Source organism: Lysinibacillus sp. C5.1, assembly GCF_016350185.1.
In the GTDB taxonomy this organism is placed as follows: Bacteria; Bacillota; Bacilli; order Bacillales_A; family Planococcaceae; genus Lysinibacillus; species Lysinibacillus sphaericus.
In genome coordinates this window covers 12501-38186 of the sequence record NZ_CP066226.1, presented here as the reverse complement: position 1 = coordinate 38186, position 25686 = coordinate 12501, and the positions used below count along the sequence as shown (strand labels likewise).

Here is a 25686-nt window from a genome sequence, read left to right as displayed (position 1 = left end):
ACTACCCGTAAAATTATTTTTTCATTAATTTTTGAATGGTCACGACTAACTCATCTAGAACCGCTTCATCGCCTTCAGATAGGCGATCTACGACACAGCCTTTTAAATGACCTTCTAATAAAATTTTCGCTACGCTATTCAAAGCTGATTGCGTGGCAGACAGTTGCGTGATGATATCATCACAGTAAACGTCTTTTTCAATCATTCCCTTAATACCTCGGATTTGACCTTCTACTCGATTTAAGCGAGTCGTTAAATCCTTTTTCACGCGCTCAGGGTGATGACTTTTTCGACACGATGCAGTTTCCTCTGTATGACAAGCATCCTCTTTCACTGTGTCCTCCAAATTCTTCACCTCCTATTTGCTAATATCATACTATACCCACGAAGGGTATGTAAATAGGCGTTTTATTTTTTTATAATTAATGGTGATCGTGATGAACTGGCTCACTCTTAAGATTACATAAAATTGATTCATCATGGCGGTTCGCTGCGGTTTCCAATTGAATCGTTATATGCTTTATGCCCTTATGTTCAAGATTATGTTCAATTTCACGTAAAATATGCTCGCTTTCTCCAATGTTTAGCTGGTCATCGACAACTGCATGACAGGACAATGCATTTGTTCCGCTAGTTATCGTCCAAATATGAAGATCATGAATACTTTGCACACCTTCAGTTTGCTCCATTATTTGAATGATTTCCTGAACGTCGACATTTGAAGGTGTTCCTTCCATAAGAACATGGATAGCAGACTTTGTCACAAAATATCCACTACGTAGTACTAATAATGCAACAATAACACTGGCAAGTGGATCGGCCCAGCCCCAGCCGAAAAACATAATGACTAAAGCAGCAATGATGGCACCGACAGAGCCAAGCATATCACTAAGAACATGTAAAAATGCACCACGCATGTTTAAATTGTCTTCCGTATCTCCACCCCGCATCATAATCCAAGCCACTACTATATTAATTAACAAACCAATTACACTAATAATCAGCATACCTGTTGTTGCTACTTCTGGTGGATTTGCAAAACGCTCAATGGCTTCATAGAAAATAAATAACGCAATTAAAATTAATGTTACACCATTTAACACTGCAGCTAATATTTCAAACCTTTTATAACCATATGTTTTACTAAAGCTAGCTGCTTTTTCTCCAAAAATAAAAGCAAGAAGTGCAATGGCTAAAGAAATTGAGTCACTTAACATATGGCCAGCATCCGATAAAAGTGCCAAACTATTTGTTAAGAACCCACCAATTGCTTCAATCACCATATAACTCGTAATGATGATAAAGGATAGTAAAAGCACCTTTTTATTTGCACCATGTGTATGATCATGACCGTGATCGTGATTATGCCCCATCGTTTTCCCCTCCAAATATTAATTCATACAATTAGTTGTGCGTAGCGTGTTCAATTGCTTGCTTCAATAAATTCATAATGTGGTCATCATCTTTTGAATAATATAAGCTTGTTCCTTCCCTCCTGAATTTTACTAATCGTAAATTTTTTAAAAATCGTAATTGATGGGATACCGTTGACTGACTTAAGTCTAATATTTCAGCAATGTCGTTAACCGAATGCTCATCTGAACATAATAAATTTAAAATCCGTATTCTTGTTGGATCACTCAATGCTTTAAACGTTTGAGAAACAACAAATAACGTTTCCTCATCTAAGTGCTGGCCATTACCGGTTTCTATTTCGCCCTGTTTAACTTGTTCATCCATTTTCCGTTCCTCCTATAGTTTATTTATATATGAGCATGTGTTCACATATAAATATATAGGGTTATTTTAGAAATGTCAATTCAAAGCAAAATACAAAACGCCACCCGCATGATACACTACTCTGTAAGGAGAGATTCTAGTGGATATTTTTGAAAAAGACCGCATATTTATGAACCAAGCTTTAGTGGAAGCAAAAAAAGCTGCTTTGCTTGGTGAGGTACCAATAGGGGCCGTTCTTGTATATGAAGGAGAAATTATTGCGCGCGCGCATAATCTACGTGAAACAACTCAAAATGCAACTACGCATGCCGAATTAATGGTGATTCAAGAAGCATGTAAAAAACTTGGTAGTTGGCGTCTTGAACAAACAACACTTTATGTCACACTGGAACCTTGCCCTATGTGTGCAGGGGCTATTTTGCAGTCGCGAGTGCCACGTGTTGTATACGGCGCACGGGACATAAAAGCTGGCTGTGTCGATTCACTCTATCATTTATTAAATGATGCGCGCTTCAACCATGACTGTGATGTAACGGAAGGTATATTAGCTGAAGAATGCGGACAAATTTTAACCGATTTTTTTAGAGCATTACGCGAACGAAAAAAAGCTGAGAAAAAAGCACGGAAAATGGCAGAATCTAGTGAGCCACAATAAGTGGTATTTACGAGAGCATTTGCTGTCAACATGAAAAAGGTACCCCCAAATTTAGGTGGGTACCTTTTTCTATTCTCTAATAATAGGGGTAAATCAGGAAAGTAGACCGAAATTATCCTTTTATCCGAAACTTTTCCACGTTTCATTCGTATTAGATATAGAATAAATAAAACATCATGGGAGAGAGAACAATTGAAAAAATGGATGAAGAAATCAATTGCTTTAGTAGCGTCAGCTTCACTAATGGTTCCTGCTGCTTCTGCCTATGCTACAGCACCAGAAAAAACAGCACAGCACACAGAAGTAGAGAAAAGTCTTATAGCTAGCAATAAGGAAAAAGCATTAAAGTATGTAAAAAATGATAAGGAATGGATTAGTAAAGATACCATTATCGTCAAGCATACAGGTCTTGCTAAGAACGCACATAAAAACATTGGCTCCAAAGTAATACGATCTATTCCATCACTAGGATATGATGTAATCCAACTGAAAAAGGGAATTTCTTTAGAAAAAGCAGTTTCTTATTATGCAAAGCAAGACGGCGTTAAAAGTGTATCCCCAAGCTACGTATATCATTCCTTCGCTAACGGAGCAGATCCAAAGAAAAAAGATATGTATCATTTAAACTTACTTCAAATGGATAAGGCACTAGAGTTAGCAGGTAATCATGAAGTAAAAGTAGCGGTTATCGATTCTGGTGTGGATTTTAAACACCCTGATTTAAAATCTCAAGTACTTCCACCGTATAATGCCGCAGCACCAGCCAATACCACTTATACTGGTGACCACGGAACACATGTAGCGGGCATTATTGGCGCTGCAAAAGATAATAATGTAGGAGGACATGGGATTAATCCAAATGCTAAGCTTCTTCCAATTGATGTATTCAACGGAGAAGAAGGTGCCAATGATTTCGTCATTGCACAAGGTATTCTTTACGCCATTGAACAGGGCGCTGATGTTATTAACATGAGTCTTGGTGGTTATGGAGAATCTCCATTAATGAAAGACGCTGTTAAGCAAGCGATAGATAAAGGAATTACGATTGTAGCAGCAGCAGGAAACGAATCGACAGATGAATATTCTTTCCCTGCTTCTTACGAAGGTGTCATTAGCGTAGGTTCTACAAATGATATCAACAAACTATCAAGCTATTCAAACTATGGTCCATCGGTTGACGTGGTAGCACCAGGTGAGGAAATATACAGTACCGTTCACGACGAGAAAAAGGGATCATCCTTTGTCAAATTTAGTGGGACATCAATGGCAGCTCCCGTTGTAGCAGGTGTTGCCTCCCTACTAAAATCAAAACATCCAAATTTAAAGCCTCATGAAGTAGAAGCTATTCTCGAAATGACCGCAAATAATCTAGGTGAGAAAGGCTATGATCTTACATATGGACATGGTCTTATCAACCCGGTGAAAGCATTACAGTTTAATGTCAATAATCTTCCGAAAGAGTATTCAGAAACAACGGAAGAACGTATTAAAAACGCCAAAGTTCTTGCAAAGAATACATTGAATTCAGAAAAAGGTGAATTCAAACAACCAAACGAAAAAAAATGGTACAAGGTTGATTTAGATGCAAATGAATATGCTCAACTCACATTAAAGGGTGCAAACAAATACGATTATGCACTTGAATTGTATTTCTACCCTACAGATAGCAAAGAGGAAGTCGACCCAATCCATGTCAATGATGTGCGTGTAGGAAAGCAAGAGGGATACCTATACAAAGCAGATCAAAAAGGAACACTGCTTGTTGGGGTTAAAGATTATAATGGCAGCTATAACTTAAATGGTGAGTCGAATTATGTATTCACTGCTCAAACAACGAAGGATTTACCAGTTGATTCATTAGAGATGGACAAAAAGGAGAACATTCAACAGTTCCCATTCAGTACAAAAGGGAAAAACTATACCCTGCTTTCTAAAGATCAACAAAGCGACCAAGATTATTTCACATTTTCAGTAAAAGAACCAACAACGCTGCGATTCGATTTGTCTGGTATTCCAGGTGTTACAGCCTCTATGGAACTTTATCTAAAGGAAGAATTAGATGCTGTACCAGCAGAAAACGTTAATGATGAGGAAATGTATGAGGCCTATCCAATTCAAACAAGCTATAGCGCAGATAAAGGCGACGGTGTAAACCTTATTGTTGACGCTATTCCTGGGACAGAATATGTATTAAACGTATCCAATCAAGGCAGTAGTGCTTTTTCACTTGATATGTTCTTTAGCGGCGGCATTGAAAATGAAGAAACGATAAGTGAATCCATCATCCCTTATACATTAAAGGGTGAAGTCGTTACCCTTCCTGAAGATGAAGACGGGTTACCGTTAAATGAGGAAATGCCAGAAGGTAATGTAGAAAATGAGCTTTTACCTTTAACTCAATATCAAACAAAAAAAGACAATCAAATAAATAATTTATTCAATATGTTTATGGATCCTGGTGCTATGGGTAATCCGGAAGACATAGCTCTAATTATGGAGCAAGCGGTTCCTTTTGACATTGGTCAAGATAAAAAAGCTTACTTCCAAACAGAATTTGATGAAGATTACTTCTTATTAAAGCCCGAAGAAGATGCCGTATATGGTTTCCAAGTTAAAAAAGGCATGAATCAAATTCCAGCTGGAACTATTTTTGAATATGATGAGGAAACAAACGAATTATTAGCAGTTTCTTCATTAAGTAATGATATGGGGATACTAAGTTTACTTCTTGGCTCAACTAGTAATGCCAATGATGCAAAAGCAGTCGCATTGAAAAAGGACAAAACTTATGTTGTAAAGGTAATGAATCAAGGTGCTCGCTCGGCTGAACCATATACTCTTAAAACAAGTAAATTAGCAGCTATCCCATCAGATTATAAAAGTGATAATAACACAACAATAAATGCTCAAGCGGTGCAACCTGGTACAATCTATAAAGATCATATCATTTATCAAGATGATATTGATTACTACTACTATAAACAACGAGGTCAAGATGAAATCATGAGCCTTCTTGTTTCTTCTGTACCTATGACAAATGAACAGCTAAATCAATTACCTAAAGAGCTTCAAAATGCCTTTAAATTTTCAGGTTCTATAATTGAAGATACAAATGGCAACATGGAAATTGATCCAAAAGAATTGGAAACCGAAATTCAATTTGGACAAGGCAATAACATTATTGAACAATTACTCGGTATTATTGGCACAACAGATGTTAATACCTCTTTTAAAGCGAAAAAGAATCATGGTTATTTTATTATTATTAACGGTATGAACCTTGGACAAGTATCGATTCATCCATATACTTTAAGCATGTATAAACACAATCAAGTCGATGAAGATAAGGATTCCGAATTAATCAATGGTATACCAACAAAGCCATCAAAGCTTACGAAAAAAGATAACAAATGGGTTGCTTCTCAATATTTAAATGCCGGTGTTCCGTTTGGCGATAAAGACTACTTTGAATTAAATATTGACAGCAGACGCGATGTATTCTTCTCTCTACAAACAGAAAAAGCACTGGATGGTGTTATCCGTATTATTGATGCAAAAGGAAAAACAGTAGGAACATTTGATCTTTACGGAACTGAAGATCCGGAAGTAGGTACAGTTGAATTAGACAAAGGAACTTACTATATTGAAGTAAGTGAATTAAACGGCAAAGCTAGTACTCAACCATATACACTTGAAGTACAATAGGGTATAAATCACCTAAACATAGTCACTTCTGTTGTCTGATTTAGAACTAAAACAAAAGAGAAAAAGTGTTAGATTGACTGTAGTCAATCTAACACTTTTTTGCTATGCCGTTGTTGTCTGCAACGGCGGTGCTTTCCGCTACCAACAACTAGTGAACAGTTCTAATTTTTTAGTAGTTGCAAAAGCAAGAATAGCTAAATTCTCTATATAGTTTGGAGATTTTAATTACTTCGGTGCAATGACTTTTTTGCCGCCCATATAAGGAACTAATACCTCTGGAATAGCTACGCTTCCGTCGGCTTGCTGATAGTTTTCAAGGATGGCAGCCACTGTTCGACCAATAGCAAGACCTGAACCATTTAATGTGTGTACGTATTCTGGTTTAGCATTTGGCTCACGGCGGAAGCGGATATTGGCACGACGCGCTTGGAAATCCTCAAAGTTTGAGCAAGAAGAAATTTCACGGTACATATTTTGTGCTGGAATCCATACTTCTAAATCATATTTTTTGGCAGCAGTGAAGCCTAAATCAGCTGTACACATTTTTAATTTACGATAAGGTAAACCTAATAATTGTAATACTTTTTCAGCGTGACCTGTTAATAATTCTAGCTGTTCATAAGATTCCTCTGGTTTTACAAAACGGACTAATTCCACTTTATTAAATTGGTGCTGACGAATTAAGCCACGTGTATCGCGACCGGCAGAGCCCGCTTCTGAGCGGAAGCAAGCGCTATACGCTGCAAAGCCTTGTGGTAAAACTTCAAAAGGTAGAATTTCATCACGATAGAAATTCGTAACAGGTACTTCTGCTGTTGGAATCATAAAGTAATCTGTATCATCTAGTTTAAATACATCTTCTTCAAATTTAGGTAGCTGACCTGTACCCGTTAAGCTATCTCGATTAACAATAACAGGTGGTAGCATTTCTTCATAACCATGCTCTTCTGCATGTAAATCCATCATAAAGCTCATTAATGCACGTTCTAAACGAGCACCTAAGCCACGATAGAATAAGAAACGACTGCCCGCTACTTTTGCTCCACGTTCAAAATCTACAATTTGTAAATCTGTTGCGATATCCCAGTGTGCTTTAATATCAAAATCAAAAGTTGGTACTTCGCCCCACGTATATTCCACTACATTGTCGTCTTCCGTAGTACCGACTGGCACAGATTCATGTGGCACGTTTGGTAAGCGCATCATCATATCTTTAAAACGGTCTTCTACTTCATTGAGTTGTGTATCTAGCTCTTTAATTTCATCGCCAACTTGACGCATACGTGCGATGACTTCATCAGCATTTTCTTTATTACGTTTCATAACAGAAATTTGTTCAGATACTTTATTTCGTTCTGCTTTCAGTTCTTCTGCTTTCGCGATTAATTCGCGACGTTTTGTATCTAAAGCTTCAAAATCATCTAAGTTTCCTAAATCTTCATTGCGTGTTAATAGCATTTCTTTAATTTCCGCGAAGTTATCACGGACGCGTTTAATATCTAACATCCTTCATACCTCCAGTAGTAGATTCATAAATGATGGGAATTTATAGATAAGATAGAACACAAAAAAGCCCTCATCCCATGAAAGGGACGAGAGCTACCCGCGTTGCCACCCTAATTGACCAGACAGATTGCCTAGTCCACTTATCTCATAACGGCATTTCAGCCGGCGACAGCCTACTTCATTCACTTCGACTGCGCAACTCCAGGACGGATTCACAAGTGCTTTTATCAGCTTCCACCACCCGCTGACTCTCTAAAAAAAACGTGCTTGCTACTACTTCCCATCATCGTGTTTAATTATTTAAATTTTATCCATACTGTACTATATGAAACGACATTTTGCAAGTCACACCATGGTCGTCACAAAATATTTGACAATGCGCAAATCTGTCGTTAGTTCAGGATGAAATGAACAGCCAAGTAAATGACCATCTCGCGCTAGCACAATTTTTCCGTCATGCTCCGCTAGCACTTCAACACCTTCCCCAACTGACACAATATGCGGTGCGCGTATAAAGACAGCTGGTATTGCTTCGCCAATCGCTTGGATATTTAAATTCACTTCAAAGCTATCTACTTGACGTCCATATGAATTTCGAGCAACGACAACATCCATTACAGCTAAATGTGAATCATGATCAACTACTTCTTTTGCCAATAATATCAACCCAGCACACGTGCCGAATATTGGTACGCCTTTTTGGGCAAGTGAACGAATGGGTCCTATTAGTTCATAGCGATCAAGTAACTTGCGCATTGTTGTACTTTCTCCACCTGGTAATATAAGGCCATCAAGCCCTTCTAATTGCTCCTTATGCTTGACTAAAACCGTTTGACAACTAAGTGCCTCTAACATTCGTACATGCTCTCTAACAGCACCCTGTAATGCTAATACACCGACTCTCTTCATATTACCAGCCTCGTTCTTGCATACGTTCACTTTGACTAAGTTGTGCAATATCAATACCTTTCATCGGCACACCCAGCTCTTTTGAAATTTCTGCAATCAATTTATAATCTTTATAATGCGTCGTTGCTTCTACAATAGCACGTGCAAATTTCTCAGGATTTTCCGATTTAAAAATACCAGAGCCCACAAATACTCCATCAGCACCTAACTCCATCATTAATGCTGCGTCTGCTGGTGTCGCTACACCGCCTGCGGCAAAGTTTACAACTGGTAATCGACCAAGCTTTTTAATTTCTCGTAATAATTCAAATGGAGCACCAAGCAATTTTGCCTCAGTCATTAACTCATCCTCAGTCATCCCGACAACTTTTCGTACTTGGGCATTGACCTTACGAATATGGCGTACAGCCTCTACAATATTCCCTGTACCTGGCTCACCTTTCGTCCGTAGCATAGATGCCCCTTCACCGATACGACGAGCCGCTTCTCCTAAATCACGACAGCCGCATACAAATGGCACTGTATAGTCACTTTTCAATAAATGATATTCCTCATCCGCTGGCGTTAACACTTCACTCTCATCAATATAATCAACGCCCATTGCCTCTAACACGCGAGCTTCAACGATATGACCAATACGTGCTTTCGCCATAACAGGAATTGTGACAGCCGCCATAACCTCCTCTACAATACGAGGATCTGCCATACGTGCCACTCCTCCTGCCTTTCGTATATCTGAAGGCACTCGCTCTAATGCCATCACAGCCACAGCACCCGATGCTTCAGCAATTTTCGCCTGCTCCGCATTAATGACATCCATAATCACGCCACCCTTTTGCATTTCCGCCATCCCACGTTTTACTAATTCTGTTCCTGTTTGCTTCATTCTTTTCTACCTCCACCTTTGTGATGAAATTTAGTATAATAGAAATTGACCATATCAAAATATTCAGTTTATAAAATAATTATAAGGTCAGGTGAAAAATCGAACATGGATATGCTTTTATTTCAGCTTGAAAAAAACGGTGGAAAACCGCTATATGATCAGCTTTATAGCGGTATTAAAGAAGCGATTATTACAAAGAAAATTACGGTCGGAGAAAAATTACCTTCGAAGCGAAAATTGGCAGATTTTTTAAATATTTCTCAAACAACAATCGAAATTGCCTATGCCCAATTACTTGCAGAGGGTTATATAATATCAAAATCTCGGGTCGGTTATTTTGTAGAGGATATTGATGAGCTCCCCTATATACAGCAAGATACATCTATGCTGCTAAAAGAGCAACCTCGGAAAAAAACATATGCCATTGATTTTAACCCTGGTTCCATAGATATTGATGCCTTCCCATTTCAAACATGGCGAAAATATGCAAAAGAACTTTTTGATGATACCTCCAAAGAATTATTATTGACTGGAGAACCTCAAGGAGAATTAGCGTTACGTACAGAGATTGCAAATTACTTATATCAATCGCGCGGCGTTATTTGCAGCCCAGAGCAAATTGTCATTGGTTCAGGTACAGAACAACTGCTCCCGATGATTTTGCGTCTTTTCAGCGAAGACACTTGCTTTGCACTCGAAAACCCTGGTTATCCGACCGTGCATCGGATGTTTTTACAACACAAACGACAGGTTTGTCCAATTGCAGTAGATGATGAAGGTATCCTTATTCATCAACTAGAAAAAACAACTGCTAATGTCGTTTATATCACGCCGTCGCATCAATTCCCTACTGGCGCTGTATTGTCTGCCACAAGGCGCGCACAAGCTTTAAATTGGGCAGCTCAAAGTCCATCACGATATATCATTGAAGATGATTATGATTCGGAATTTCGTTATACTGGAAAACCAATTCCCGCGCTACAAGCTTTAGATCGCAATGATAAAGTCATCTATATGAGTACTTTTACCAAATCATTAATGCCTTCCTTGCGAGTCGCCTATTTTGTACTACCACCTAAGCTACTTGCTACTTATAATGATGTCTTTAATTATTATTCATCTACAGTACCAAGGTTCGATCAGCACATTGTAGCCAATTTTATGCGAGATGGACATTTTTCAAAACATTTAAATCGTATGCGAAAAGTATATCGAAAAAAGCATGAGAAGCTCACGACGATATTAGAAAATTATTCTAATCAAATAAAAATCACTGGGGAGCAGGCAGGTATGCATATCTTGCTCAATGTTCAACATGAACTATCCGAGCAACAATTACAGCACAGTGCCAATGATGCAGGTATCGGTATCTATCCATTATCCGCTTATCGTCTTGATGAAAATACGGCCACACAAGCTCAATTTTTACTCGGCTTTGGCGGCATTCCTGTACACGAGATTGAATCTTCCATTGAGAAGTTAATGAATTGTTGGGCAATACAAACGAAACAACCATCTCCGTCACGATTCAAGTGACAAGATGGTTGTGCTTTTTTAATTTTCTTTTAGTTGAATGTTATAATGCTTAAACCATGTATCAATTTGCCCCAAATAGGCTAACAGTTGTGGTCCTGCCATTAATTGTCCATACCAAGGTTCTTTAAATGAACTTCCTCCAGAGTCAATTAGCTCCACTAGTTTTTGTCGTTCAAAAAATTCATGAAGAACTGAATGTTTATCGTTCATAATTTCTGTTAACCATCGTTGAACACCTGCTGTATAAACTGGATGATAGGTTTTTGGATAAGGATTTTTTTTTCGATATAATACTTCCTCTGGTAATAAATGCGACATCGCCTTGCGAAGCAAACCTTTTTCCATACCGTCTAAATTTTTCATTTCCCAAGGAATATTCCATGCGTATTCCACAAGCCGATGATCTGCAAATGGCACGCGTACCTCAAGACTCGCGCCCATACTCATCCGATCTTTTCGTTCTAGCAATGTTTGCATAAACCATACCGTGTTTAAATAAAACATTTCACGATGTTGAGCTGCGTCTGTACTTTCCCCTTCTAAATAAGGTACTTCACCAATCGTTTGTTCATAAACATGCTGCGCGTAATTTTCAACAGCTAACTTTGTACGCCATTCCTCGCGTAACATAGCTGTTCTTTCGGGTAATGAACGAATCCAAGGGAAACCAGTCGCTCTTTCTTTGAACCATGGATAACCACCGAATATTTCATCGGCACATTCCCCTGATAAAGCAACCGTAAAATCTTTTTTTATTTCTCGGCAAAACCATAGTAAGGATGAGTCAACATCAGCCATACCAGGTGCATCTCTTACAAAGACAGCTTCTTTCAACAAGTCAATTAACTGTTGTTGGCTAATTTGCTCCGCATGATGTGTTGTATCAAACGAGTCTTTCATTTTTTGTATCCAATAGGTATCCGTTGAATTTTGAAAAGCATGCGGATTAAAGAAACGTTCATTGTCCTCATAGTCGATAGAGTACGTGTGGAGTTTACCTTTCTTTTGTTGTTGAAAGCTGTTTGCCGCAATTCCAGTAATAATACTGGAATCAAGCCCTCCAGAAAGGAATGTACAAATTGGTACATCTGATACTAGCTGACGCTCAATAGCATCGGTTAGTAAATACCGTACATGGTCAATCGTTTCTTCTAATGATTCTTCATGTTTTTTACTTTGAAGTTGCCAGTATTGCCATATACGTAATCCTTCTTTTGAATACCGCATTGCGTATCCTGGTCGTAGCTCATGAATATTATGGAACAGCGACTTTCCGGGCGGTTTAGATGGTCCTACAGCCATGATTGTCGCAAGCCCTTCCCTATTAACAATTGGTTGGACTGCTGGATGTGCAAATAATGCCTTGACCTCCGAAGCAAATAGTAATCCTTCTTGTTGCTCAGTGTAATACAGAGGCTTTACACCTAGACGATCACGACACAGAAAGAGCGATGCCGTTTGTTCATCCCACACACCAAATGCAAAAATGCCATTTAGATAGTTCACACACTGTTCTTTCCACTCAATATACGCAGTTAATAATACTTCTGTATCTGACTGGGTTGTAAAGTCGTGTCCTCTTGTTTGCAGTTCTTTTCGCAATTCTTTGGTATTATACAGTTCGCCATTATATGTAATGACATATGTTACGCCATCATGTTTTTTCACCATTGGTTGCTTGCCACCTATTAAGTCAATGACCGCTAACCGTCGGTGGCCAAATGCGATATGTTCATTACACCAAATATTTTCATCATCTGGTCCCCGTTTACTTAATGTTTGCGCCATTAACTTCACAATGCTCTCGCTTGTTCGTAAATCTTTTTTAAAACTAGCCCACCCGGTAATTCCACACATTTAGCCACATCCTTTCGCCTATTAGCGTATGCACATTGACTGTAAAACGTGAAAAAAAGAACACGCTATGTTTTTTCAAACATAAACGTGTTCTTACTAGTTAGTTTTTAAAATAATCCACCAACAAAATCAGTAATGCCGCCCCATAAGTTTCCGAAGAAGTTACCGATACCTTGGAAGAATAGAGAAATACCGCTAGCACGTTCTACAGACGCTGTTGTCACGACATCAGATGTAAACTCCTTACCATCAATAAAGCCGTAATCTTTGCCTTCTGTGCGCTCTATAACGACCTTCCCTACTACTGTATCTTTCTTAACTTTAGCTTCAAGGCTTTTTTTATCTAAAACTAATTTAGGTTGATATAAATCCTTTTCAGAAGATTTCACCATAAATGAAATTGGTTCTTTCACAGCAATGGCTACTTTGTCTTCTTGCCCTTTAGTTACTTTCACAGTCTTTTGGTCTTTAAACTTATAGTTTGCTGGAATAATTTCATGTTTTGTAAATTGTGTGAAGCCATAATTAAATAACTTAGCCGTAGCATCAAAACGTGCTTTATAAGAGCCTTCTCCTTTTGCATCGACAGCTTTCATTACGACTGCGATTAAGCGTGTCCCATTGCGTTCTGCAGTACCAGTGAAGCAATGCCCTGCAAAGTTAGTAGTACCTGTTTTTAGGCCATCTACGCCTTCATATTGGAATACTAGACCTGGTAACATAAAGTTCCAGTTTGACATTTCAATCGCGTCATCTGTTCCTTCACGGAATATCTTTTTTGTTATTTTAGATGTCTCTAAAACCTTTGGATGATCTTTTAATAAATGATAGGCTAATTTTGCTACAGATTTAGCAGGCATTACATTCTCATCTTCTGGACCAGTACCTGCTGGGTGCATACCAAATAAATCAGCATTGTTAAGACCTGAAGCATTTACAAACTTATAGCCTTCAAGGCCAAGCTCTTCTGCCTTTTTGTTCATTAGTTTTAAAAACTCAGTTTCAGTACCAGCAATTGTTTCTGCAATTGCCACTGTAGCTGCATTAGCAGAGTAGATAGCCATTGCTTCATATAGTTCACGAATTGTATATGATCCGTCTCTTCGTAACGGTACATTACTTAATGCACGGTTTTGAGACATACGATACGTATAATCCGTCACATGATATTCCTGATCCCATTTCACCGTACCTGCATCAATTGCGTCCAGTAGTAGGTACTCCGTCATCATCTTCGTCATACTAGCGATACCTAGTGAAGTATCTGCATTTTGTTCATATAAAATTTTTCCTGAATCTGCGTCTATTAAAATCGCAGCATCAACCGTCAGCCCTAAATCTGTTTCTGCATTTGCTTTTGCAGGAACACCTGCAAATATACTAAATAATAGAACAGGAATTAGGAGCAAACGTAATACGGTGTTCGTTGTTTTTTTCACCTTTATTGCCCTCCAAAAAATAATCTTGTCCTCGACATTTTAACATAGATATCCTAGTAGGTGCGCAATCTATCTCATAAAAAATGCCCTCGTATCATCTTTGTAGACGATACGAGAGCATAAAAGTTGCTTGAAATATATTACATTGAATAGTTCGGTGATTCTTTTGTAATTTGAACATCATGCGGGTGTGATTCACGAAGACCTGCACCTGTCATGCGGACAAACTGAGCGTTGTCACGTAAATATTCAAGGTTAGGCGCACCACAATAACCCATACCTGCTCGAATACCACCAATCAATTGATAAACTGTATCTGCTAGAGGACCTTTATAAGGAAGTCGACCTTCAATTCCCTCTGGTACTAGTTTTTTTGCATCTTCTTGGAAATAGCGATCTTTTGAACCTTTTTCCATTGCGCCAATAGATCCCATACCACGGTAAACTTTGAAGCGACGACCTTGGAAAATTTCAGTATCTCCTGGAGATTCAGAAGTACCTGCAAGAAGTGAGCCAAGCATTACGATATTACCGCCTGCTGCAAGAGCTTTTACGATGTCTCCAGAGTATTTAATACCACCATCGGCAATAATTGTTTTACCTAATTCACGCGCTACTGTAGCACAATCATAAATGGCTGTAATTTGAGGTACACCTACACCTGCAACAACTCGTGTTGTACAAATTGATCCTGGTCCAATACCAACCTTCACTACATCTGCACCAGCTTCAAATAATGCACGTGCTCCCTCTCCAGTTGCCACGTTACCAGCAATAATTTCTAATTCTGGGTATGCTTCGCGGATAGAGCGAATTGTTTGTAGTACACCCTCTGAGTGACCGTGAGCTGTATCGATTACTACGATATCCACCTGTGCTTCAACAAGCTTCTCAATGCGAATCATTGTATCTTTAGATACACCTACAGCTGCTCCTACTAATAAACGACCATGTACATCTTTTGCAGCATTCGGGAACTCAATTACTTTTTCGATATCCTTAATTGTAATTAAACCAGTTAACTTACCTTCTTCATCTACAATAGGAAGTTTTTCGATTTTATATTGTTGAAGAATCTTTTCCGCATCCTCTAAAGTCGTTCCAACAGGAGCCGTAATCAAATCTTCTTTTGTCATTACATCTTCAATTTTTAAAGAGTAGTCAGAAATAAAACGTAAATCACGATTTGTAATAATTCCTACTAGCTTTTGGTTTTCCATACTATCCACAATTGGTACACCTGAAATTCGGTATTTACCCATTAAATGTTCAGCATCAAAAACTTGGTGAGTCGGAGTTAAGAAGAATGGGTTTGTAATAACACCATTTTCAGAACGTTTTACTTTTTCAACTTGTTCCGCTTGCTCATCTATGCCCATATTTTTATGGATAATACCGATACCACCTTGACGTGCCATAGCAATAGCCATCTTAGATTCTGTAACTGTATCCATACCTGCACTGACCATTGGAATATTTAATTTAATCTTTGGTGTAAGTTGAACTGATAAATCAACATCTTTCGGTAGTACTTCTGAATGAGCTGGTACTAATAATACATCATCAAAAGTTAAACCTTCTTTGGCAAATTTAGATTCCCACATTTTCGTAACTTCCTCCTATAGTTAAAAGAATATTAATTGTAAGATTAACAACGTGTCATGCTACTGTCAAGAAACTTATAAAAGAAAGACAATTCAGATTTTTTAGTTTGTCCAAAATTATACCTAATTATTCATTTTTAAAACCATTTTTCTATATTTAATGCTGAAATATCTCTTTTTAAAATATTTTTCTGTTAAACAGTCAGCTACCAAGAAAAAATTAAACATCCAAACATTATTGATAGAATTAATAGTTAGCATAATTATTTTCACTTATTTTTTCACACAATTTGAAAAAATAATAGCACTAATGGACTCATAAGAACGCTTACAATTTTATTGAAATCGTTTTCGAAAGCTAAAAATAGACAAAAAACAGCCAGCAATATGCTGACTGCTTTGTGTGCCTAGCGACGTCCTACTCTCACAGGGGGAAGCCCCCAACTACCATCGGCGCTAAAGAGCTTAACTTCCGTGTTCGGTATGGGAACGGGTGTGACCTCTTTGCCATCATCACTAGACAGTATTTAATTGAAAGATTGTTCTTTCAAAACTGGATAAACGGTTCATTGAATGTTTCAAACTTTTTGGTTAAGTCCTCGATCGATTAGTATTCGTCAGCTCCATGTGTCACCACACTTCCACCTCGAACCTATCTACCTCATCGTCTTTGAGGGATCTTACTTACTTGCGTAATGGGAAATCTCATCTTGAGGGGGGCTTCATGCTTAGATGCTTTCAGCACTTATCCCGTCCACACATAGCTACCCAGCGATGCCTTTGGCAAGACAACTGGTACACCAGCGGTGTGTCCATCCCGGTCCTCTCGTACTAAGGACAGCTCCTCTCAAATTTCCTACGCCCACGACGGATAGGGACCGAACTGTCTCACGACGTTCTGAACCCAGCTCGCGTACCGCTTTAATGGGCGAACAGCCCAACCCTTGGGACCGACTACAGCCCCAGGATGCGATGAGCCGACATCGAGGTGCCAAACCTCCCCGTCGATGTGGACTCTTGGGGGAGATAAGCCTGTTATCCCCGGGGTAGCTTTTATCCGTTGAGCGATGGCCCTTCCATGCGGAACCACCGGATCACTAAGCCCGTCTTTCGACCCTGCTCGACTTGTAGGTCTCGCAGTCAAGCTCCCTTGTGCCTTTACACTCTACGAATGATTTCCAACCATTCTGAGGGAACCTTTGGGCGCCTCCGTTACCTTTTAGGAGGCGACCGCCCCAGTCAAACTGTCCGCCTGACACTGTCTCCTGCCCCGCTAAGGGGCATGGGTTAGAATTTCAATACAACCAGGGTAGTATCCCACCGACGCCTCCTTCGAAGCTGGCGCTCCGAGATCTCTGGCTCCTACCTATCCTGTACAAGTTGTACCAAAATTCAATATCAGGCTACAGTAAAGCTCCACGGGGTCTTTCCGTCCTGTCGCGGGTAACCTGCATCTTCACAGGTACTATAATTTCACCGAGTCTCTCGTTGAGACAGTGCCCAGATCGTTACGCCTTTCGTGCGGGTCGGAACTTACCCGACAAGGAATTTCGCTACCTTAGGACCGTTATAGTTACGGCCGCCGTTTACTGGGGCTTCAATTCGCAGCTTCGCTTGCGCTAACCACTCCTCTTAACCTTCCAGCACCGGGCAGGCGTCAGCCCCTATACGTCACCTTACGGTTTTGCAGAGACCTGTGTTTTTGCTAAACAGTCGCCTGGGCCTATTCACTGCGGCTCTCATGCGCTTGCACGCTCAAGAGCACCCCTTCTCCCGAAGTTACGGGGTCATTTTGCCGAGTTCCTTAACGAGAGTTCTCTCGCACACCTTAGGATTCTCTCCTCGACTACCTGTGTCGGTTTGCGGTACGGGCACCTCTCACCTCGATAGAGGCTTTTCTTGGCAGTGTGAAATCAGGAACTTCGTCCATACGGACTCGCCATCACAGCTCAACGTTACAGTGTGCGGATTTGCCTACACACACGCCTTACTGCTTGGACGCGCACAACCAACGGCGCGCTTACCCTATCCTACTGCGTCCCCCCATTTCTCAAACGGTGAGGAGGTGGTACAGGAATATCAACCTGTTGTCCATCGCCTACGCCTATCGGCCTCGGCTTAGGTCCCGACTAACCCTGAGCGGACGAGCCTTCCTCAGGAAACCTTAGTCATACGGTGGACGGGATTCTCACCCGTCTTTCGCTACTCATACCGGCATTCTCACTTCTAAGCGCTCCACCAGTCCTTCCGGTCTGACTTCAACGCACTTAGAACGCTCTCCTACCACTGACATCGTAGATGTCAATCCACAGCTTCGGTGAATCGTTTAGCCCCGATACATTTTCGGCGCAGCGTCACTCGACCAGTGAGCTATTACGCACTCTTTAAATGATGGCTGCTTCTAAGCCAACATCCTGGTTGTCTGTGCAACGCCACATCCTTTTCCACTTAACGATTACTTTGGGACCTTAGCTGGTGGTCTGGGCTGTTTCCCTTTTGACTACGGATCTTATCACTCGCAGTCTGACTCCCGTGTATAAATATCTGGCATTCGGAGTTTGTCTGAATTCGGTAAACCGGGATGGCCCCCTAGTCCAAACAGTGCTCTACCTCCAGTATTCTCATCACGAGGCTAGCCCTAAAGCTATTTCGGAGAGAACCAGCTATCTCCAAGTTCGATTGGAATTTCTCCGCTACCCACACCTCATCCCCGCACTTTTCAACGTGCGTGGGTTCGGGCCTCCAGTAAGTGTTACCTCACCTTCACCCTGGACATGGGTAGATCACCTGGTTTCGGGTCTACGACCACGTACTAATTCGCCCTATTCAGACTCGCTTTCGCTGCGGCTCCGCCTTCTAAAGCTTAACCTCGCACGTAATCGTAACTCGCCGGTTCATTCTACAAAAGGCACGCTATCACCCATTAACGGGCTCTAACTACTTGTAGGCACACGGTTTCAGGATCTCTTTCACTCCCCTTCCGGGGTGCTTTTCACCTTTCCCTCACGGTACTGGTTCACTATCGGTCACTAGGTAGTATTTAGCCTTGGGAGATGGTCCTCCCGGATTCCGACGGAATTTCACGTGTTCCGCCGTACTCAGGATCCACTCTGGAGGGAACGAACTTTCGACTACAGGGCTTTTACCTGCTCTGGCGGACCTTTCCAAGTCGCTTCATCTAACTCATTCCTTTGTAACTCCGTATAGAGTGTCCTACAACCCCAAGAGGCAAGCCTCTTGGTTTGGGCTCTTCCCGTTTCGCTCGCCGCTACTCAGGGAATCGATTTTTCTTTCTCTTCCTCCAGGTACTTAGATGTTTCAGTTCCCTGGGTCTGCCTTCAAGACGCTATGTATTCACGTCAAGATACTACGCGATTAAACGTAGTGGGTTCCCCCATTCGGAAATCTCCGGATCAAAGCTCACTTACAGCTCCCCGAAGCATATCGGTGTTAGTGCCGTCCTTCTTCGGCTCCTAGTGCCAAGGCATTCGCCGTGCGCCCTTAATAACTTAACCTAGTTATTAAGCCTATAAAAAACTTAAAAAAATAAATGTGTTTGTTACAATTTCAATGTCGTTTTATCCAGTTTTCAAAGAACAAGTTTTGAAGTATTTCATCGTAATGATGAACCTTCAAAACTGAACGCAAAACGTAATCTTACAAACCCGAGGTTTGTATTCCGAAAATATCCTTAGAAAGGAGGTGATCCAGCCGCACCTTCCGATACGGCTACCTTGTTACGACTTCACCCCAATCATCTATCCCACCTTCGGCGGCTGGCTCCAAAAGGTTACCTCACCGACTTCGGGTGTTACAAACTCTCGTGGTGTGACGGGCGGTGTGTACAAGGCCCGGGAACGTATTCACCGCGGCATGCTGATCCGCGATTACTAGCGATTCCGGCTTCATGTAGGCGAGTTGCAGCCTACAATCCGAACTGAGAACGACTTTATCGGATTAGCTCCCTCTCGCGAGTTGGCAACCGTTTGTATCGTCCATTGTAGCACGTGTGTAGCCCAGGTCATAAGGGGCATGATGATTTGACGTCATCCCCACCTTCCTCCGGTTTGTCACCGGCAGTCACCTTAGAGTGCCCAACTAAATGATGGCAACTAAGATCAAGGGTTGCGCTCGTTGCGGGACTTAACCCAACATCTCACGACACGAGCTGACGACAACCATGCACCACCTGTCACCGTTGTCCCCGAAGGGAAAACCATATCTCTACAGTGGTCAACGGGATGTCAAGACCTGGTAAGGTTCTTCGCGTTGCTTCGAATTAAACCACATGCTCCACCGCTTGTGCGGGCCCCCGTCAATTCCTTTGAGTTTCAGTCTTGCGACCGTACTCCCCAGGCGGAGTGCTTAATGCGTTAGCTGCAGCACTAAGGGGCGGAAACCCCCTAACACTTAGCACTCATCGTTTACGGCGTGGACTACCAGGGTATCTAATCCTGTTTGCTCCCCACGCTTTCGCGCCTCAGTGTCAGTTACAGACCAGATAGTCGCCTTCGCCACTGGTGTTCCTCCAAATCTCTACGCATTTCACCGCTACACTTGGAATTCCACTATCCTCTTCTGCACTCAAGTTTCCCAGTTTCCAATGACCCTCCACGGTTGAGCCGTGGGCTTTCACATCAGACTTAAGAAACCACCTGCGCGCGCTTTACGCCCAATAATTCCGGACAACGCTTGCCACCTACGTATTACCGCGGCTGCTGGCACGTAGTTAGCCGTGGCTTTCTAATAAGGTACCGTCAAGGTACAGCCAGTTACTACTGTACTTGTTCTTCCCTTACAACAGAGTTTTACGAACCGAAATCCTTCTTCACTCACGCGGCGTTGCTCCATCAGGCTTTCGCCCATTGTGGAAGATTCCCTACTGCTGCCTCCCGTAGGAGTCTGGGCCGTGTCTCAGTCCCAGTGTGGCCGATCACCCTCTCAGGTCGGCTACGCATCGTTGCCTTGGTGAGCCGTTACCTCACCAACTAGCTAATGCGCCGCGGGCCCATCCTATAGCGACAGCCGAAACCGTCTTTCAGTATTGTCCCATGAGGGACAAGAGATTATTCGGTATTAGCCCCGGTTTCCCGGAGTTATCCCAAACTATAGGGTAGGTTGCCCACGTGTTACTCACCCGTCCGCCGCTAACGTCAAAGGAGCAAGCTCCTTCTCTGTTCGCTCGACTTGCATGTATTAGGCACGCCGCCAGCGTTCGTCCTGAGCCAGGATCAAACTCTCCATAAAAGAAATTTGATTAGCTCAAATTGTTTTGCTGGCATCAATTTTGATGTCCAAAATTTTGTTTCGTTCACTAACAAAGTTAGCTAGTAAAAACTATATTGATTACGTTTTGCTTGTTCAGTTTTCAAGGTTCATTTGCGCTAACTGTTTTTAAAAGAGTTAACTTTTATATAATAACATGTTTCTAAAATAATGTCAAACATTTTTTTGTTTTTATTTTTTTAGTTACATGTTGTAACAGCAACTTTTATATAATAACATCTAGTTTTTGAAACGTCAACTGGTTTTATTATTTTTTTAAAAAAAACTATATTCTAAACCTCGGCCAAGTTTTTAAAAATTGAATAGTACGGTTTCTACCTATCTCTAACAACGTTTCCTTTGTCTCTTCATTTAAATCAAATTGGGTAGCACTATAATCATCTACTGGAATAAAAACAATATCCCTTTCGTGTCTTCTTGAAATATATCTTTCATCATGAGCCCCTTTCATAGTAGCAAATAACGCTTCAAATAAATTCAAGCCATTCTTTATCTCTTGTGGGCATTGTTCTTCACTACTTCTACTTAGTTTAAGACCAAGTACAGGTCGCTTTTTACGCCCTTCTTTGTCATCAAATATCCATAAAGGGAAATTACTTAGTACGCCTCCATCAACAATGACTGATTCCCCCCTTCCTGTTTTCAATGTGACTGGTTCAAAAAAGAATGGAATGCCACAACTCATACGTAATGCACAAGCAACAGAAAAATTATTGGCATCAATTTGATATTTGTGTAAATCATCTGGTAAAACAATAATTCTTCCATTCGATAAATCGGATGCTACTAATTTTAATGAACCTTTAGGTAAATCCGAAAAAGTATAAACCCCCTTATCCGCTAATTTTTGAAAAAACCATTTTTCTAATGCTTTCCCTTTATACAAACCTAAATGGTTATAAACATTTATCCATTTCATAAACGGGAATGGTAGAAATGTTTTTCGAGGATCTAATAATGAAGGTACATCTAACTCTTCAAGTATACATTCAATTTCCTTTCCACTATAACCAGCAGCAATAAAAGCAGCTAAAATCGCTCCAGCACTTGTTCCTGCAACTCGTTTAAAATGAAAATTTTCAGCTTCTAATACTTGATACGCTCCAACCAAAGCAAAGCCTTTCAATCCTCCACCAGAAAAAACCCCATCAATCCACAAAATTCCCTCTCCTTTTTTAAGTAATCGTTATATTATAGAAAATTATCAAAGTGATTAGAACTTTAAAAAATGAATTTTGTCGAACTAACGGGCTTATTAGATTGTTTACGTAATCATTAAAAATACATAATAAAAAATAGAACGCCTGCCAGCATAAATCTCAATCCTAAATAAATAAGTAATACTTCAATATCTGCATGTATTCCATTAATGTTCTCATATAGAATATTCAAACTTCCAGCTTTCAAGCCTTAAGTAACTTATTTGTTTCATAATTAAAACATGCCATACTGTCACTAGAATGCCCTTAACGGGCTTAAAAATTGCAAAAATAGTATATTGCCAGCATCTACACTTTCTAATTCTTCTTCTATTGATACTTTGTTAAAATTTAAAATGCTTGATAATGAATTATGTTTTTCCATTTTTAAAAAATAACGAGAACCTATAAAAATAATAGATTCTCGTAATTGCTCAAAATAAAAAAACAGCCAGCAATATGCTGACTGCTTTGTGTGCCTAGCGACGTCCTACTCTCACAGGGGGAAGCCCCCAACTACCATCGGCGCTAAAGAGCTTAACTTCCGTGTTCGGTATGGGAACGGGTGTGACCTCTTTGCCATCATCACTAGACAGTATTTAATTGAAAGATTGTTCTTTCAAAACTGGATAAACGGTTCATTGAATGTTTCAAACTTTTTGGTTAAGTCCTCGATCGATTAGTATTCGTCAGCTCCATGTGTCACCACACTTCCACCTCGAACCTATCTACCTCATCGTCTTTGAGGGATCTTACTTACTTGCGTAATGGGAAATCTCATCTTGAGGGGGGCTTCATGCTTAGATGCTTTCAGCACTTATCCCGTCCACACATAGCTACCCAGCGATGCCTTTGGCAAGACAACTGGTACACCAGCGGTGTGTCCATCCCGGTCCTCTCGTACTAAGGACAGCTCCTCTCAAATTTCCTACGCCCACGACGGATAGGGACCGAACTGTCTCACGACGTTCTGAACCCAGCTCGCGTACCGCTTTAATGGGCGAACAGCCCAACCCTTGGGACCGACTACAGCCCCAGGATGCGATGAGCCGACATCGAGGTGCCAAACCTCCCCGTCGATGTGGACTCTTGGGGGAGATAAGCCTGTTATCCCCGGGGTAGCTTTTATCCGTTGAGCGATGGCCCTTCCATGCGGAACCACCGGATCACTAAGCCCGTCTTTCGACCCTGCTCGACTTGTAGGTCTCGCAGTCAAGCTCCCTTGTGCCTTTACACTCTACGAATGATTTCCAACCATTCTGAGGGAACCTTTGGGCGCCTCCGTTACCTTTTAGGAGGCGACCGCCCCAGTCAAACTGTCCGCCTGACACTGTCTCCTGCCCCGCTAAGGGGCATGGGTTAGAATTTCAATACAACCAGGGTAGTATCCCACCGACGCCTCCTTCGAAGCTGGCGCTCCGAGATCTCTGGCTCCTACCTATCCTGTACAAGTTGTACCAAAATTCAATATCAGGCTACAGTAAAGCTCCACGGGGTCTTTCCGTCCTGTCGCGGGTAACCTGCATCTTCACAGGTACTATAATTTCACCGAGTCTCTCGTTGAGACAGTGCCCAGATCGTTACGCCTTTCGTGCGGGTCGGAACTTACCCGACAAGGAATTTCGCTACCTTAGGACCGTTATAGTTACGGCCGCCGTTTACTGGGGCTTCAATTCGCAGCTTCGCTTGCGCTAACCACTCCTCTTAACCTTCCAGCACCGGGCAGGCGTCAGCCCCTATACGTCACCTTACGGTTTTGCAGAGACCTGTGTTTTTGCTAAACAGTCGCCTGGGCCTATTCACTGCGGCTCTCATGCGCTTGCACGCTCAAGAGCACCCCTTCTCCCGAAGTTACGGGGTCATTTTGCCGAGTTCCTTAACGAGAGTTCTCTCGCACACCTTAGGATTCTCTCCTCGACTACCTGTGTCGGTTTGCGGTACGGGCACCTCTCACCTCGATAGAGGCTTTTCTTGGCAGTGTGAAATCAGGAACTTCGTCCATACGGACTCGCCATCACAGCTCAACGTTACAGTGTGCGGATTTGCCTACACACACGCCTTACTGCTTGGACGCGCACAACCAACGGCGCGCTTACCCTATCCTACTGCGTCCCCCCATTTCTCAAACGGTGAGGAGGTGGTACAGGAATATCAACCTGTTGTCCATCGCCTACGCCTATCGGCCTCGGCTTAGGTCCCGACTAACCCTGAGCGGACGAGCCTTCCTCAGGAAACCTTAGTCATACGGTGGACGGGATTCTCACCCGTCTTTCGCTACTCATACCGGCATTCTCACTTCTAAGCGCTCCACCAGTCCTTCCGGTCTGACTTCAACGCACTTAGAACGCTCTCCTACCACTGACATCGTAGATGTCAATCCACAGCTTCGGTGAATCGTTTAGCCCCGATACATTTTCGGCGCAGCGTCACTCGACCAGTGAGCTATTACGCACTCTTTAAATGATGGCTGCTTCTAAGCCAACATCCTGGTTGTCTGTGCAACGCCACATCCTTTTCCACTTAACGATTACTTTGGGACCTTAGCTGGTGGTCTGGGCTGTTTCCCTTTTGACTACGGATCTTATCACTCGCAGTCTGACTCCCGTGTATAAATATCTGGCATTCGGAGTTTGTCTGAATTCGGTAAACCGGGATGGCCCCCTAGTCCAAACAGTGCTCTACCTCCAGTATTCTCATCACGAGGCTAGCCCTAAAGCTATTTCGGAGAGAACCAGCTATCTCCAAGTTCGATTGGAATTTCTCCGCTACCCACACCTCATCCCCGCACTTTTCAACGTGCGTGGGTTCGGGCCTCCAGTAAGTGTTACCTCACCTTCACCCTGGACATGGGTAGATCACCTGGTTTCGGGTCTACGACCACGTACTAATTCGCCCTATTCAGACTCGCTTTCGCTGCGGCTCCGCCTTCTAAAGCTTAACCTCGCACGTAATCGTAACTCGCCGGTTCATTCTACAAAAGGCACGCTATCACCCATTAACGGGCTCTAACTACTTGTAGGCACACGGTTTCAGGATCTCTTTCACTCCCCTTCCGGGGTGCTTTTCACCTTTCCCTCACGGTACTGGTTCACTATCGGTCACTAGGTAGTATTTAGCCTTGGGAGATGGTCCTCCCGGATTCCGACGGAATTTCACGTGTTCCGCCGTACTCAGGATCCACTCTGGAGGGAACGAACTTTCGACTACAGGGCTTTTACCTGCTCTGGCGGACCTTTCCAAGTCGCTTCATCTAACTCATTCCTTTGTAACTCCGTATAGAGTGTCCTACAACCCCAAGAGGCAAGCCTCTTGGTTTGGGCTCTTCCCGTTTCGCTCGCCGCTACTCAGGGAATCGATTTTTCTT

Annotated in this window: 13 protein-coding genes, 5 rRNA genes and 1 other annotated feature (1 of these 19 cut by a window edge); of the genes, 3 read left to right on the top strand and 15 right to left on the bottom strand. The window is 41.7% G+C overall.

The features are described 5' to 3' along the window. Window positions 1-13 precede the first annotated feature (13 nt). The 3 genes from I5435_RS00140 to I5435_RS00130 all read right to left on the bottom strand — a co-directional run bounded on the left by I5435_RS00140 (window position 14) and on the right by I5435_RS00130 (window position 1740). Window positions 14-346, bottom strand: coding sequence for a metal-sensitive transcriptional regulator (locus I5435_RS00140; protein ID WP_024362943.1), 333 nt, complete (start codon window positions 344-346; stop codon window positions 14-16). A gap of 76 nt (window positions 347-422) precedes the next feature. Then, window positions 423-1373: a cation diffusion facilitator family transporter gene (locus I5435_RS00135; RefSeq protein ID WP_024362942.1), complete on the bottom strand. Its 951-nt coding sequence runs from the start codon at window positions 1371-1373 to the stop codon at window positions 423-425. 31 nt (window positions 1374-1404) lie between these two features. Next, complete coding sequence (locus tag I5435_RS00130) at window positions 1405-1740, bottom strand: ArsR/SmtB family transcription factor (RefSeq protein WP_108031380.1); 336 nt, start codon at window positions 1738-1740, stop codon at window positions 1405-1407. Between the two features lie 139 nt (window positions 1741-1879). On the opposite strand from I5435_RS00130, the gene tadA reads away from it, so the two are divergent. Beyond that, window positions 1880-2395, top strand: a complete 516-nt coding sequence (tadA, locus tag I5435_RS00125; protein ID WP_337983051.1) for a tRNA adenosine(34) deaminase TadA — start codon at window positions 1880-1882, stop codon at window positions 2393-2395. Between the two features lie 192 nt (window positions 2396-2587). Then, window positions 2588-6100 carry a S8 family peptidase gene (locus I5435_RS00120; protein ID WP_337983050.1) on the top strand — a complete coding sequence of 1171 codons (3513 nt, stop codon included), beginning with the start codon at window positions 2588-2590 and terminating at the stop codon, window positions 6098-6100. Window positions 6101-6325: 225 nt separating this feature from the next. Here I5435_RS00120 and serS read toward each other — a convergent pair whose 3' ends face one another. The 3 genes from serS to pdxS form a co-directional block, all read right to left on the bottom strand. Continuing rightward, a complete protein-coding gene (gene serS, locus I5435_RS00115; RefSeq protein ID WP_337983049.1) occupies window positions 6326-7606 on the bottom strand; it encodes a serine--tRNA ligase in 1281 nt (426 codons plus the stop codon). A 79-nt stretch (window positions 7607-7685) separates the two neighbouring features. Further along, window positions 7686-7902: a binding site (T-box leader), on the bottom strand. A 49-nt stretch (window positions 7903-7951) separates the two neighbouring features. Further along, window positions 7952-8515, bottom strand: coding sequence for a pyridoxal 5'-phosphate synthase glutaminase subunit PdxT (pdxT, locus tag I5435_RS00110; protein ID WP_337983048.1), 564 nt, complete (start codon window positions 8513-8515; stop codon window positions 7952-7954). A 1-nt stretch (window position 8516) separates the two neighbouring features. Further along, window positions 8517-9401 (bottom strand): pyridoxal 5'-phosphate synthase lyase subunit PdxS, encoded by an 885-nt coding sequence (gene pdxS, locus I5435_RS00105; protein ID WP_108031386.1) that lies wholly within the window; start codon window positions 9399-9401, stop codon window positions 8517-8519. A 105-nt stretch (window positions 9402-9506) separates the two neighbouring features. On the opposite strand from pdxS, the gene pdxR reads away from it, so the two are divergent. Further along, window positions 9507-10937, top strand: a complete 1431-nt coding sequence (pdxR, locus tag I5435_RS00100) for a MocR-like pyridoxine biosynthesis transcription factor PdxR (protein ID WP_024362935.1) — start codon at window positions 9507-9509, stop codon at window positions 10935-10937. A gap of 18 nt (window positions 10938-10955) precedes the next feature. On the opposite strand, the gene asnB is transcribed toward pdxR, so the two are convergent. The 9 genes from asnB to I5435_RS00055 form a co-directional block, all read right to left on the bottom strand. Beyond that, the gene (gene asnB, locus I5435_RS00095) at window positions 10956-12794 is read right to left on the bottom strand and encodes an asparagine synthase (glutamine-hydrolyzing) (protein ID WP_337983047.1); all 1839 of its coding nucleotides are present in this window, start codon (window positions 12792-12794) and stop codon (window positions 10956-10958) included. Window positions 12795-12901: 107 nt separating this feature from the next. Continuing rightward, window positions 12902-14233 carry a D-alanyl-D-alanine carboxypeptidase family protein gene (locus I5435_RS00090; RefSeq protein ID WP_107897517.1) on the bottom strand — a complete coding sequence of 444 codons (1332 nt, stop codon included), beginning with the start codon at window positions 14231-14233 and terminating at the stop codon, window positions 12902-12904. 140 nt (window positions 14234-14373) lie between these two features. Further along, window positions 14374-15837 (bottom strand): IMP dehydrogenase, encoded by a 1464-nt coding sequence (gene guaB / locus I5435_RS00085; RefSeq protein WP_024362932.1) that lies wholly within the window; start codon window positions 15835-15837, stop codon window positions 14374-14376. Window positions 15838-16242: 405 nt separating this feature from the next. Beyond that, window positions 16243-16358, bottom strand: a 5S ribosomal RNA gene (gene rrf / locus I5435_RS00080). Window positions 16359-16424: 66 nt separating this feature from the next. Continuing rightward, window positions 16425-19352 (bottom strand): 23S ribosomal RNA (locus I5435_RS00075). 180 nt (window positions 19353-19532) lie between these two features. Next, window positions 19533-21084: ribosomal RNA gene (locus tag I5435_RS00070) — 16S ribosomal RNA — on the bottom strand. A 304-nt stretch (window positions 21085-21388) separates the two neighbouring features. Continuing rightward, entirely contained in the window at window positions 21389-22282 is an 894-nt protein-coding gene (locus I5435_RS00065) for a patatin-like phospholipase family protein (protein WP_024364927.1), read from the bottom strand. A gap of 517 nt (window positions 22283-22799) precedes the next feature. Continuing rightward, window positions 22800-22915: ribosomal RNA gene (rrf, locus tag I5435_RS00060) — 5S ribosomal RNA — on the bottom strand. A gap of 66 nt (window positions 22916-22981) precedes the next feature. Continuing rightward, window positions 22982-25686: ribosomal RNA gene (locus tag I5435_RS00055) — 23S ribosomal RNA — on the bottom strand (it continues 223 nt past the right edge of the window). The 16S, 23S and 5S rRNA genes sit together here, the layout of an rRNA operon.

Bases quoted from the DNA above. Each gene is read 5' to 3' on its own strand.
- I5435_RS00135 (WP_024362942.1), bottom strand. From the start codon at position 1,373: ATGGGGCATAATCACGATCACGGTCATGATCATACACATGGTGCAAAT.
- I5435_RS00130 (WP_108031380.1), bottom strand. From the start codon at position 1,740: ATGGATGAACAAGTTAAACAGGGCGAAATAGAAACCGGTAATGGCCAG.
- serS (WP_337983049.1), bottom strand. From the start codon at position 7,606: ATGTTAGATATTAAACGCGTCCGTGATAACTTCGCGGAAATTAAAGAA.
- pdxT (WP_337983048.1), bottom strand. From the start codon at position 8,515: ATGAAGAGAGTCGGTGTATTAGCATTACAGGGTGCTGTTAGAGAGCAT.
- pdxS (WP_108031386.1), bottom strand. From the start codon at position 9,401: ATGAAGCAAACAGGAACAGAATTAGTAAAACGTGGGATGGCGGAAATG.
- pdxR (WP_024362935.1), top strand. From the start codon at position 9,507: ATGGATATGCTTTTATTTCAGCTTGAAAAAAACGGTGGAAAACCGCTA.
- asnB (WP_337983047.1), bottom strand. From the start codon at position 12,794: ATGTGTGGAATTACCGGGTGGGCTAGTTTTAAAAAAGATTTACGAACA.
- guaB (WP_024362932.1), bottom strand. From the start codon at position 15,837: ATGTGGGAATCTAAATTTGCCAAAGAAGGTTTAACTTTTGATGATGTA.